The organism is Lapidilactobacillus achengensis (assembly GCF_003946655.1).
GTDB lineage: Bacteria > Bacillota > Bacilli > Lactobacillales > Lactobacillaceae > Lapidilactobacillus > Lapidilactobacillus achengensis.
Window position 1 is genome coordinate 28059 of sequence record NZ_RHOV01000008.1, and the last position, 11645, is coordinate 39703.

Here is an 11645-nt window from a genome sequence, read left to right on the forward strand (position 1 = left end):
TTGTCGTTCATATTTGTCGTTCATATTTGTCGTTCATATTATGGGCCACAGGAGCGACTGATCAGTAGATTTCTGAAGCATCGGCTGGTAACTGGCGGATATGATCAAGAAAGCGGCGGCTATTGGTGGCTTCTTGCTGATCATAAGTCAAGTCCAGCTGCTGGCTCAACTGGCCGGCGACTTCTTGGAAGAGATCGCACATGACCGTTACAGCTGACCAGACAGCCGCAACATCGCCGGTCGCGTAAGTGGCGAGAAAGCACTGATAAACCGCAGTTGGCAAAAGTTGGCGGTAATATTTGCCATTTTTGCCCACACTGATCTGAAAATCATGAGCCGCGCCGATCTGCCAATTCAAGATCTGCTTCAACATTGGCCGGACGTTGAAGTCCAGCATATCCAAAACGTAGGGGAGTTCTTGGCGCCACAAACCCTTAGCCACATTATTCAAGCACCACCAGAATTCATTGCAGGTTCCCCGAAATTCGGCGTTGCTGGGGCGCTGCACCCAATAACGTTGGTCCGTCAATTCGGTCGGTTGAGGCAAGCAATGATCCTTATCCAAAAGGATCTGATACATTTCCAGATTATTCAGGGCGTTGTTGAGTGTACGAACATGCAAATCCAGGCGATTGCCATCTGCGAATTGGATCAACCAGCCGTACGCATCGGCGGCTTCCGCTAGTGGAAAGTAGGCGTTGTCGTCAGGAAGTTGCCAATAAAGCCGCGGACCAAACTGATCCAACCAAGCCTGATCTTGATAAAATGGTTTGATGTCGTCAACCACATAAGCAATATCATAATCTTGGAAGATATCTTTAGGAACACTGGGATTCACTCGGGAACCCTCCAAATAAACGGCCCGGATCCGCGAGTCGGTTTGGGCCTTTTTTAAAATCAAAGCAAACATTTCAGTTGATGAACGCATTTTACTATCCTTTCTATATCCTATTCCCAAAATTCTATTCTCAAAAATGGAAAATAACTAAAACACACAATTCCAGCTCAAAAACTTTTTGCGGTCTCATTTTGAGGTGGGTTTATTTTTGTTCAAGTGAAAATAAAAAGACCTCTAAAATAAATTAGAGGTCCTAGTCAGGTCTTGATATCAACAGCCGTTCAGCAAAATTAATGACTAGAGCGCCGAGATATCGTTGAAAATGCCGCTGGCAGGAGTCGAACCTGTACACCCGTGAGGATACAGCGACCTGAACGCTGCGCGTCTGCCAATTCCGCCACAGCGGCAACAACACTATTTATTTTACCAGAAAATAAGAAAAAGGGAAGAACAAATTTGAACTTTTTCCAATAGTTGGTGTTTTTCTAGTCTGTATCTCCGCTGGGCCTTGTTCTGATTCGCTTTGTTCGTTGTCGCTTGCGGGTGGCAGCTAGGTCGGTCATGTCAAGGCCAATTAGCTTTTACTGATAAAAATTCATATTTGGCTAATGATTATTCATATTTACTTACTGATTTCATCACGGATCGCCCGCCAAAGTTTCGCAACTGAAGCGTAATCTTGATAACAACTTAGCCGTGAGCGCCTTGCTTTCACGGCCGATCGTCTGTTGAACTGTGTCAATGCGGGCGACCGCGTGACTTGCGGAAATAATGAATGGAGTGCAATCCAGATGGAAAATACAGCAGTTTTAAATAAAACACATTCCCTTGATTCACAGCTAAAGCGCCCTCGCTGGCGACAAATCTCGTGGCAAAAAGTGTTGCCTTGGATCGTGCCGTTGACGCTGCTGGTGACTTGGCAAGCGGTGGTCAGTTTCGGTTGGGTCGCCAGTAGCACCTTGCCTTCACCGTTGGCGGTGATTCAAGACGGCATTGGTCTGATCGTTGATGGCACCTTGCCGAAGAATATTAGTATCAGCCTGTATCGGGCCACAATGGGGCTGTTGATTGGTGGCAGCATCGGTTTTCTCCTAGGTTTTGTTAATGGGTTATCGACCCACATGCGCGCCTTGACCGACAGTTCGATTCAAATGTTGCGTAATATTCCCCACCTATCGCTGATTCCCGTGGTTATTTTGACCTTGGGGATCGGTGAGATCGCGAAGATTTCTCTGGTGGCGGTCGGGGTCATGTTTCCCGTTTACATCAATACTTTCCACGGGATTCGGTCCGTTGATCCGGAATTGATCGAAATGGGCCGCTCTTATGGCTTGTCCCGCCAGGCGCTCTTTACGAAGATTATTTTCCCCGGCGCTTTGCCGACGATCCTGATGGGCTTGCGTTATGCCCTAGGCGTGATGTGGACGACTTTGATCGTTGCCGAGACGATGGCCGCGGATTCGGGGATCGGCTACATGGCCACCAATGCCCAGAACTTCATGGATATGGAAACGATTTTGTTATGTATTGTCATTTACGCGCTGTTGGGCAAAGTGTCCGATTTGATCGCGAAGAATATTGAAACGCTGGCCCTAGGCTGGCAACAGCAGAAAGGAGTTCATTGATTTGACTGAAACAATGTTGACCGTTAGCCAATTAACGAAGAAATACGCCGATAAAACCGCGCTCAGCAACGCCAATCTTCAAATCGACCAAGGTGAATTCGTCGCCTTAGTGGGGATGAGTGGCGGTGGCAAAAGTACGCTTCTGCGCTTGATCGCGGGTTTGGAGGAACCAACAAGCGGTGTGTTGACCTTCGCCGGTGGTCGTCCGGTAATTCGGGTGATGTTTCAAAATGATCGGCTCCTGCCATGGATGACGGTGTTGCAAAATGTCACCTTTAAACAGCAGGCCAAGTCGCTGCAACAGCAGGGCCAAAAGATGCTGGCTCTGGTTGGTTTGGCGGACTTCACCGATGTTTATCCAGCGCAATTATCCGGCGGTCAGAAGCAGCGAGTCGCGTTGGCCCGCGCTTTGATGGCGCGGCCACAGCTGCTCTTGCTGGATGAGCCTTTAGGCGCGCTTGATGCGTTGACGCGGCGGAACATGCAGGATCTGATCTTGTCTGTCTGTCAACGCCAACAATTGACCACGATCTTAGTGACCCATGATGTTCAAGAAGCGGCGCGGATGGCGGATCGGATCGTGGTCATCAAGGACCACACCAACTTATATGAAGAGCGGGTCCGCGATCATCAAGATCCGGCTGAGGTGGCGATCGTCGCCGAGCGGGTGCTTCAGGAGATCGTAGGTGAGGCCAGTTGATGGTGTCCTCCACAACGCGCAACCAGCGCTGGGCTAGCGGTGTGCCGGCTAATGGGGCTGGAGTCGCCCCCACGGTTGGTCAACAGACGGACGCTGCCAGCAAGGCCCAACGTCCTTATTTGCACGAAGTTGACTTGATGCGGATCATTTTTATTTTCGGTGTCTTATTGAACCATACCACCTCGGTCTTCTCGCAGAATATGGCGGCTGGTTCCGCCGGTCAACTGTTTCTCCACGCGACTCATTTATCATTGCATTTCACGCGGATGGGATTCATGTTCATGACTGGCGTGGTCCTATTCTTGAATTATTACCGCCGGACAAACACGAATTGGTGGACGTTCTGGCGTAAACGCTACAGTAGCGTGGGGATCCCTTATCTCGCCTGGAATGCGATCCTTTTGGCCATCACCTTGGCGGGAACGACCGCGGGCCTAACTGGCGCTGATTTCTGGTCGGGGTTCAAATCCGCGGTGCTTCATGGCAATCGCTTCTATTTATATTATGTCTTCGTGATTTTCCAATTGTATTTGGTGTTTCCTTTGCTGGTGAAGTTGTTTCAACGCTTGGCAGACCATCATGAGCAAATCTTGTTGGTGAGTTTCCTCTTACAATTGGTGCTGGTCACCTTGATCAAATATTGGTTGCCCGGTGTTGACCGCTCAGGCTGGCCCTATCTTTTCCGGGCTTATGGCATGAATTTATTGACTTACCAATTCTATTTCGTCGCTGGCGCCTATACCGCGATCCATTATCAAGCAGTGGTCACGCTTTTAAAGCGGTATGCTCGTCGCGTTTATTGGGCCGCTGGCGGTGGCGCTTTGGCAACAGTTGGTTTGTATTTCTTCAATCGCCGCGTGCTAGGCCTTAGTTACGCCAAAGCTGTCGAGATCCATCAACCGCTGATGATGCTTTACGCCGTGATCATGGTGGCTTTTGTTTTCCTGATCGGGCTGAAATACGCCGAGAAACGGTCGCAGTTAAGTGAAACAGTGACTACGGGGATTCATTTGTCCGCGCGGGTCGCCTTTGGGATCTACTTGGTCCAAACCATCCCTTTAATATTGCTTCGCGGCGTGTTGACCTACTTGGCTTATACGCCCAGCTGGTTGCTATTACTGTTATTACCCCTTGGTTATTTATTTGTTCTAGGCGGTTCATTTGGCTTAGCTTACTTCTGTTATCGGGTGACACCTTTCGGGTATTTGATCGGCCGTCCCCAGAAGTTGAAGTTTCTCGCCAAGTTCCGCCGCAAGAAAGGAGTTCCCGCGCATGACTGAATTAAATGATGTTTTACAAAAACAATTAGAAGAATTTCCCCAACGGTCACTTTTGAAAGATGTGGCGGCCACAGATTGGTTGACTGGGGCTGATGTGGCCGCCGACGTGGCTCAACTGACGTCCGACTTCGCCGCTCAAAAAATTGGTTATCAAGATCAAATCGTCCTGACGTTAGGCAACCACGCGGTCTATCCGGAATTGATGCAAGCGCTGTGGGCGCGAGGAATCATTGCCCATCCGCTTTCCAACACGACTCCGGTTGAAGAATTGGTGCGTGATTGGCAGGCTCATGATTACGCCGCGGCGATTGTGGAACCAGAATTGGTGGCGGGTGTGAGCGAGCGCTTGGGCCTGCAACCGATTGAACTTCACTTGCGATCGACGGACTCGCTGTGGCTTTTGCCGAATTTCGCGAAGTTGGTTTTTCGCGATGTGGCACCGACGGGAACGGTGCGGCCCACGGACCTGGCCTTGATCTTGAACACGTCAGGGACGACCGGTAAGCCGAAGCGGGTTGGGTTGACCCAACAAATGATCATCAACGAGGCCCACCACAATGTGGCCAGTCAACAAATGACCGCCGCTGATACCGTCTTGGTCACCATGCCTTTGTTTCACATCAACGCCCAAGTGATGTCGGTGTTGTCAATGCGCTTGGCCGGTGGCAAAATTGTGATCGCGCCGAAATTCAGCGCCTCTCATTACTGGCAACAATTGGCTGAAAATGAGGTCACTTGGTCGGCGGTGGTTCCAACGATCATCACGATCTTACTCTTGAACCCGGCGGCCAATCAACAATATTTGAAATATCGGGATCAATTACGCCTGCGCTTTGTTCGCAGCTCTTCTTTTGCCTTACCACAAGATAAATTCATCGCCTTTCAAAATCGTTTCAAAACAAAAGTCTTGGAAGGTTATGGTCTGACCGAATCCGCCAGTCAGGCGACGATCAATCCGCTGGACGCGCCGAAAATCGGCTCGGCGGGGAAACCTTGTGGAACGGAACTGACGATTTATCACGACGGCCAATTTACCAACAAGCCGCAAGTTACTGGGAAAATCGCGCTTCGTGGTGACCATGTGATCACTGATTATTTGGATTCTCATCAGGAATCTTTCAAGGATGGCTGGTTTTTGACCGGGGATCTGGGTTATCTGGACCAGGATGGCTATCTATTCATCAATGGTCGCAGTAAAGAAATGATCAGTCGCGGCGGCGAGAAAGTTGCCCCGAATCATGTTGAAGCGGTTTTGAATGAATTGGACCTTCTTGCCGCGGTAGTCATTGTGGGTCTGCCAGATGAAATCTATGGCGAGGCGGTCACTGCCGTGGTGGTTTTGCGGGCAGGGGTCAGCGAGACCGTGGCGACGCATGCAATCAAGGCTTATGCCGCGAAGCATTTAGCTCGTTTCGAGCGGCCAACCTTGATTTATTATCAACAGGAGTTGCCCCGTAATTCAATTGGCAAGGTTGTTCGGGGTCAATTGCGCGCGCAGTTATTAGCATCAATGGCCGGAGGTGCCTAATGCAACGGAAAACACGACAAATTTTACTTGGCTTCTTCTTGGCGATCTGGCTGGTTGTTGCTGGTTTTGGTTATCGCCAATTACATACGACGAGCACCGGCCTGACGAAAATCGTCCTAGGCTATCAAAAGTCCGATCCTTTCGATATTGCCCGTCAACGCGGAGTTTTCGCCAAGAAAATGAAGGCGAAAGGCTACAAAGTCGTTTGGAAGGAATTTCAGGATGGCACCGCGCTGATGCAGGCGCTGAAATCAGGCGCCGTTGATTATGCCCGCACCGGCGATACGCCACCGGTCACCAGCCAAGCTGCCGGGGTCGATTTGGTTTATATCGCCTCGGGCTCTTCGAAAGCGAAGGGGTCAGCCGTTCTGGTACCCGCGAACTCAAAGATCACCTCGATCCAAGCGTTGAAAGGCAAACGGGTCGCCTACACCAAAGGCACGATTTCCCACTATTTATTGCTCAGCGCGCTGGAAAAGGCGGGGATGAGTTCCACGGATATCACCTGGGTCAACTTGACGAACTCCGCGGCCAGTGTGGCTTTTGCTCAAGGGAAAGTTGACGCTTGGGCGACTTGGGATCCAATGACCGCCACGGCGCAAGTCAATCAAGGCGCCAAGATTCTCTTCAATGGGACTGGTGGCGTGACCAACAGCCGCGATTTCATTCTCTCTACCAGCACCTTTGCTAAGAACAATACCGAAGTTTCGCAATATTTATTGGAATACCTCCAAGACGACATGACCTGGGCCAACGAACACCAGACCAAACTGATCAGCATGCTAAGCGAGCAATTGGGGCTTTCCAAAACAATCGTGAAGAAAATGGTGACGCGGCGTTCTTACGCCATGACCGCCATGACCAGCGCCGTCGTCAAGGAGCAGCAACGGATCGCCGACCTGTTCTACGATGAGGGGCTGATCACCAAGCAAATCACCGTCAGTGACGCGGTGATCGCCGTCAGCGCGGCCAGCGATTAAGTCGTTGCCACCTAGTGTTGACGCAACCCTGCGCCGCCGCGCTGTGAAGTGAAGTTGATCAATGTCAGCGGGCGTCGTTGCCACCTAGCCGGTCCACTTGGACTGGCTATTTTTTTGTTGGCGGGCGTCCAAGTTAGCGCCCGCCGCGAACGCGCTGGCTTTGCCCGGGCTTTTTCGAAGATGTGTGACGGGCATGGCTAGGATGTTCCCGGTCTTCGTGTTAAAATAGACTCACATGTTTCAGCCGTTTCAACGATTTGCTTCAACGATTTAGGTGTCGTGACAATTTGAGAATGGGGTGGAAGAAATGGATAAAATTGGTTTGATTTACGCCAGCCGAACCGGGCACAATGAACAGATCGCTCAGTTTCTCCAGCAACAGTTTGCGGACTTAGGACAACCAACGCAACTTTTCAATATTGAAACAGTTAAGGTGGCTGATCTGGAACGGCTACCTGGATTCATCATGGTCAGTTACACTTATCATGACGGTCAGATCCCGGATGAAGCCTTGGCCTTCTTTGACGAGTTACAAACCGCCGATCTACGGGGAAAAGTCTATGCGGTCACGGGTTCCGGTTCGATCAAGCATCGGCATTTCGGTCGGGCTTTGGATTATTTTGACCAATTGCTCAATCATTTAGGCGCGTTACGCGCAACCGCGGTTCTGAAAATCGACCAAGACGCTGATCGGGGCGATCTCGCCCGGTTGACTAATTTCTGTCAACAATTTGTCGATTTTCCAGGAATTGTGACACAAGCACAAGAAAAGTAGGGGAGTTTATTGGCAATTTCAGAAGTAGCGCGCGTCCAATTAAGACTTAGTGATTTATTTCAACAATTCAATCAAGGGCGTAATTTCAAGGAACTGGACGCGCAATTGTTGGATATTAAACACGATATCATTTATAAAAAGCGCCGCAGCCCATTGCAACTACAAACCAATGCTGACGCTAAAACAGTCCATCGCACCATCCAGACGATCACAAGTCGGATCATGGATGATCGAACCGACGCCAAAGTGAGTAACGATGAGCTTGGGGTCTTGTTGGAAAATATTGGCCTGTTGGACGAGCAAGTCCGCGATCGAGGCATCTTTTTCACGTTTAGCGGGTTGATGAGTCGCGAAGTCTTCAGTCAAGAACAGATCTGGGATTGCTTGGCTTATTTAAGCCAGGACGAGATCTTGTTCAATCATATTCTCGAGCCGGAAAATGATGCGGTTTTTGGGCGCTCTTTGGCGGTTATGCTGATTTCCGTTTTGTTGGTGGCTGATCGCATCTATGGCGGGGTTCTGACTAGCGCTCAATACTGGCAAGTGATCCAGCAAGTGGCGACTTACGCCTTATTGGAACAAGATGACCGCGGTTACGTTCCGGAGAAAGGCTGGGCGCACGCTTTCACGCACTTGGGTAATGTTTTGGCGGAGAGCACCAACAGCCGGTTGACCCGGGCCCAGAAATTATTCTTTTTGACGACCTGTTTAGTGGGCTACCAGTCAGCGACGGCGCCGTTTTCATTCGGAGAAGATCAACGGTTGGCGATGGCGACGGTCAATTTAGTCGACAAAGAAAAGTTCTACGCTGATTTTCTCCTAGAATTATTGCAGAACTGGTTGCGGCGCTTGCCAGAGGAGCCCGACGCAGGCGATTACCTTTTCTGGTCGCGGTGGTATAACCGCACGCACTACTTCGCCAGTCTGTTATTGATTCCAGATACGCCAGACCAGTTGGTTAAATTCCTCCAAAAGCGACCACAATACTGAGCCAGCTTGGTTCACGCTGACAAACAAGTCAAGCCAAACTAATCTAATTGAGATGGGGTTCTTTATGACACAAACTGATTTGCGACAATTGACTTTTCGGCCGGGCACATTGACTGATCTGCCCGCAATCATGGCCATTATCCAAGGCGCGCAAGGCGTGATGGCCGCCCAGGGTATTCCTCAGTGGCAGGCGGGTTATCCGGACCAAGCCGTCTTGACCGCCGATCTGACACAACAGGCTGTCTGGTTGGCGGTTACCGCAACCGGTGAAATCGCGTTGACGATGACGTTATTGCCGGGACCAGATCCGAACTATCAGAAGATTGCCGGCGACTGGTTGACCACGGGCACAGATTATTTGGTGATTCACCGCATCGCCGTTAGCCAACAAGTTGCCCATCATGGCATCGCGGCGGCCAGCTTTACTTTCGCCCGCAAGCTGGCCCAGCAACGGGGCCTAGTTTCGCTTCGGATCGATACCCATGCTAAGAACCAGGCGATGCGTCACTTGATCGCGAAAATGGGATATCAGGCCTGTGGGCAGGTTTGGATGGCAGACGGGGCGCCACGGCTGGCTTATGAATTGGTCTTGCCAGCAGCCAATCCCGCGCTTGATCAAGGCGCTTGATCAAGTTGATTCTGCCACTAGACCAATGATGCCGCTGCCTTGAATATTTATCCTTAAATAATTGCACAAAAAAACTGATCTAGCCGCTTACCACGTGAGCACGGGCGGCGGAAGATCAGTTTTTTATGTGTCAGAAATTAAGGTAGAAATTTAAGGTGTGGCGCTTACTTCTTAGGAGTGACCATTGGTTGGTTGTGTAAATCAGTTCGGACCACCAAAACGTCACAACTGGCATTACGGGTCACGAATTCGGTCACCGAGCCCAGCAGGATCCGTTCAACAGCGTTCAAGCCAGTGGCGCCGATCAGAATCAAATCGACTTGCTCACGTTTAGGGAATTCTCGACCCAGAATAGTCTTAGGTGAGCCGTATTCGATGAAATACTTAACCTTTTCTAGGCCATTATCGCGCGCGGTTTGCACGTATTCCGCCATGGTCTTCTTCGCGGTTTCTGAAACCTCTTCGACCATCGCTGAATCGAAGCTCGAAACGTTCTGAAATGCCCGTGTGTCGATCACATGAACCAACATCAGGTCTGCTTGATTCCGCTTGGCAATCTCAACCGCCTTTTGAAAAGCTAATTCTGCCTCCGATGAGCCGTCAATTGCGACTTGGATGCGATGATATTGTTGCAACATGATCTCGCGCTCCCTTCATAATCCTTACTTGATAAGTCTAGTTTAACGCATTTACCGAAAAAAAGCATTGATTAGTTGTTACAGAGTGCTCGCCAGCCCGGTTAGCTTCTGAGCATTAACCTAGTCAGGATTTTGGAGGCTGGTCTTGGCCTCCAGAAGCCTGGCGTAGTTAAGCGGAAGAAGCTGGGCTGGTGAGCACGTTTCAAAGTAGAGTGCTGCGTGGCCCGGTTAGCTTCTGAGCATTAGCCTAGTCAGGATTTTGGAGGCGGGTCTTTGCCTCCAGAAGCCTGACGTAGTTAAGCGGAAGAATCTGGGCTGGCGAGCACGTTTCAAAAGCAGAGTGCTGCGCGGCCCGGCTAACCCCTGAGCATTAACTTAGCAAAAGTAGTCTAGCCGCGGCTTGCGCTGCGCGGGGCGTTGGTGGATTGCAGGTGTGGTGGGGCTCCAGGTCGGGCTGGGGGTGGTGGAACGCGGCGGGCGCGATTTTGAGCTTTTCGGAAGAGCGCCGAAAATCTCAAAACTCGGCCTTATTGTAGGCGATAATTCGCCAACAATAATATCGCGGCTGACTCACCCCCAGCCCGACCTTCCGCCAACTAGTGAACGGACCACCAACGCCAGAGTGCGGAACACAACGGGTTGCCTTCGAGCATTAACCTAGTCAGGATTTTGGAGGCGGGTCTTTGCCTCCAGAAGCCTGACGTAGCTAAGCGCAGGGAGCTGGGTCGGGAAACACGTTTCGGAGTGCGGAACACAACAGGTCGACTTCGAGCCTAACGTAGTTAAACGCAGAAGTCAGTTGTGTGTAGCCTGTTTCTAAATGCACTGGGTGCTCAGCTTAGTCGTTTCCGAGGGTCAAGCTCAAGGCAAAGCCGGCGACAACGATGCTGGCGCCAACCAGCGTGATTAGGTTGCTTTTGGCGCTGGCGGTGAAGAGAATCACTAGACCGGCCGCGCTGATCACCAGCAACAAGATCCCAGTGATCAGCATGGCTTTGCGGATCCGCGGGCTGCTGTCCGGTTTGTAAATCAGAAAGTCTTTGCTGAGATGGCTCAACAAATAAACGGCCAACAGCAGTAACAAAGCAATAAAAATCAGCATGGCAACATATAAAACGATTTGCATAGTTTTCTCCTTAAACAAGGGCGCACGTAGGTGGCGGGCGCCAATCAAATTGGTCAAGTCGTGTGCGGCGCCAAAACTAGCCGCGGACCGCCCGAATGACCTTATGACTAGTAGTATAGCAGTTTCCGCCAGCCCGGGCGACCCATTTTTGTACAAAAAAAGAGTGCGAACCGACCCGGGTAGCTCCCGAGCATTAGCCTAGCAATTGTTTTGGAAGCCGCACTTTGCTTCCGGAACAATTGCGTAGCTAAGCGCAGGGAGCTGGGTCGGTGAGCACGTTTCAAAAAGTGTGGCGGGCAACGGGTTGCCTTCGAGCATTAGCCCAAGATTTGGCGACAAAAAAAGAGACCAGCTAAGCTGATCCCTTACAAAGTATTGACTACTTTGAGAAAATCTAGTGGTGCCGGAGGCTGATTCGAATAGTTGAACCCGCTACGTGTGTAACGCGTCAGCAGCAGCACTAACAGTTTGGCTAGCCAACAAGTGGCCGGCACACCGAATAGTTATTTGCCGCTTTAATGTCTAATTACTTGATCG

11 protein-coding genes and 1 tRNA gene are annotated in these 11645 nt (G+C 50.7%); 8 read left to right on the top strand and 4 right to left on the bottom strand.

Annotated elements, in window-relative coordinates; genetic code table 11:
• Nucleotides 1–61: 61 nt before the first annotated feature.
• Both EKM94_RS06180 and EKM94_RS06185 read right to left on the bottom strand, forming a co-directional pair.
• Nucleotides 62–928 carry an aminoglycoside 6-adenylyltransferase gene (locus EKM94_RS06180; protein ID WP_125599088.1) on the bottom strand — a complete coding sequence of 289 codons (867 nt, stop codon included), beginning with the start codon at nt 926–928 and terminating at the stop codon, nt 62–64.
• Between the two features lie 233 nt (nt 929–1161).
• Nucleotides 1162–1245 (bottom strand) — tRNA-Leu (locus EKM94_RS06185).
• 384 nt (nt 1246–1629) lie between these two features.
• On the opposite strand from EKM94_RS06185, the gene EKM94_RS06190 reads away from it, so the two are divergent.
• The 8 genes from EKM94_RS06190 to EKM94_RS06225 all read left to right on the top strand — a co-directional run bounded on the left by EKM94_RS06190 (nt 1630) and on the right by EKM94_RS06225 (nt 9344).
• Nucleotides 1630–2463, top strand: a complete 834-nt coding sequence (locus EKM94_RS06190; protein ID WP_125599091.1) for an ABC transporter permease subunit — start codon at nt 1630–1632, stop codon at nt 2461–2463.
• A 1-nt stretch (nt 2464) separates the two neighbouring features.
• Entirely contained in the window at nt 2465–3163 is a 699-nt protein-coding gene (locus EKM94_RS06195; RefSeq protein WP_125599094.1) for an ABC transporter ATP-binding protein, read from the top strand.
• Nucleotides 3163–4443 (top strand): acyltransferase, encoded by a 1281-nt coding sequence (locus EKM94_RS06200; protein ID WP_125599097.1) that lies wholly within the window; start codon nt 3163–3165, stop codon nt 4441–4443. The genes EKM94_RS06195 and EKM94_RS06200 overlap by 1 nt, the downstream gene beginning before the upstream one ends.
• Nucleotides 4436–5971, top strand: a complete 1536-nt coding sequence (locus EKM94_RS06205; RefSeq protein WP_125599100.1) for an AMP-binding protein — start codon at nt 4436–4438, stop codon at nt 5969–5971. The genes EKM94_RS06200 and EKM94_RS06205 overlap by 8 nt, the downstream gene beginning before the upstream one ends.
• Nucleotides 5971–6951, top strand: a complete 981-nt coding sequence (locus EKM94_RS06210; protein WP_125599103.1) for an aliphatic sulfonate ABC transporter substrate-binding protein — start codon at nt 5971–5973, stop codon at nt 6949–6951. The genes EKM94_RS06205 and EKM94_RS06210 overlap by 1 nt, the downstream gene beginning before the upstream one ends.
• Nucleotides 6952–7258: 307 nt before the next feature.
• Complete coding sequence (locus EKM94_RS06215; RefSeq protein ID WP_125599106.1) at nt 7259–7726, top strand: flavodoxin domain-containing protein; 468 nt, start codon at nt 7259–7261, stop codon at nt 7724–7726.
• A gap of 9 nt (nt 7727–7735) precedes the next feature.
• Nucleotides 7736–8716, top strand: coding sequence for a DUF2785 domain-containing protein (locus EKM94_RS06220; protein ID WP_125599109.1), 981 nt, complete (start codon nt 7736–7738; stop codon nt 8714–8716).
• Nucleotides 8717–8780: 64 nt separating this feature from the next.
• Nucleotides 8781–9344 carry a GNAT family N-acetyltransferase gene (locus tag EKM94_RS06225; protein ID WP_164511130.1) on the top strand — a complete coding sequence of 188 codons (564 nt, stop codon included), beginning with the start codon at nt 8781–8783 and terminating at the stop codon, nt 9342–9344.
• Nucleotides 9345–9508: 164 nt separating this feature from the next.
• Here EKM94_RS06225 and EKM94_RS06230 read toward each other — a convergent pair whose 3' ends face one another.
• On the bottom strand, nt 9509–9982 hold the full coding sequence (locus tag EKM94_RS06230) for a universal stress protein (RefSeq protein WP_125599115.1): 474 nt from the start codon (nt 9980–9982) through the stop codon (nt 9509–9511).
• Between the two features lie 838 nt (nt 9983–10820).
• The gene (locus tag EKM94_RS06235; RefSeq protein ID WP_225422174.1) at nt 10821–11108 is read right to left on the bottom strand and encodes a hypothetical protein; all 288 of its coding nucleotides are present in this window, start codon (nt 11106–11108) and stop codon (nt 10821–10823) included.
• Nucleotides 11109–11645 lie beyond the last annotated feature (537 nt).

Excerpts from the sequence above, each read along its gene's own strand:
- EKM94_RS06180 (WP_125599088.1), bottom strand. The coding sequence starts at position 928 with ATGCGTTCATCAACTGAAATGTTTGCTTTGATTTTAAAAAAGGCCCAA.
- EKM94_RS06205 (WP_125599100.1), top strand. The coding sequence starts at position 4,436 with ATGACTGAATTAAATGATGTTTTACAAAAACAATTAGAAGAATTTCCC.
- EKM94_RS06225 (WP_164511130.1), top strand. The coding sequence starts at position 8,781 with ATGACACAAACTGATTTGCGACAATTGACTTTTCGGCCGGGCACATTG.
- EKM94_RS06200 (WP_125599097.1), top strand. The coding sequence starts at position 3,163 with ATGGTGTCCTCCACAACGCGCAACCAGCGCTGGGCTAGCGGTGTGCCG.
- EKM94_RS06235 (WP_225422174.1), bottom strand. The coding sequence starts at position 11,108 with ATGCAAATCGTTTTATATGTTGCCATGCTGATTTTTATTGCTTTGTTA.
- EKM94_RS06230 (WP_125599115.1), bottom strand. The coding sequence starts at position 9,982 with ATGTTGCAACAATATCATCGCATCCAAGTCGCAATTGACGGCTCATCG.
- EKM94_RS06190 (WP_125599091.1), top strand. The coding sequence starts at position 1,630 with ATGGAAAATACAGCAGTTTTAAATAAAACACATTCCCTTGATTCACAG.
- EKM94_RS06215 (WP_125599106.1), top strand. The coding sequence starts at position 7,259 with ATGGATAAAATTGGTTTGATTTACGCCAGCCGAACCGGGCACAATGAA.
- EKM94_RS06210 (WP_125599103.1), top strand. The coding sequence starts at position 5,971 with ATGCAACGGAAAACACGACAAATTTTACTTGGCTTCTTCTTGGCGATC.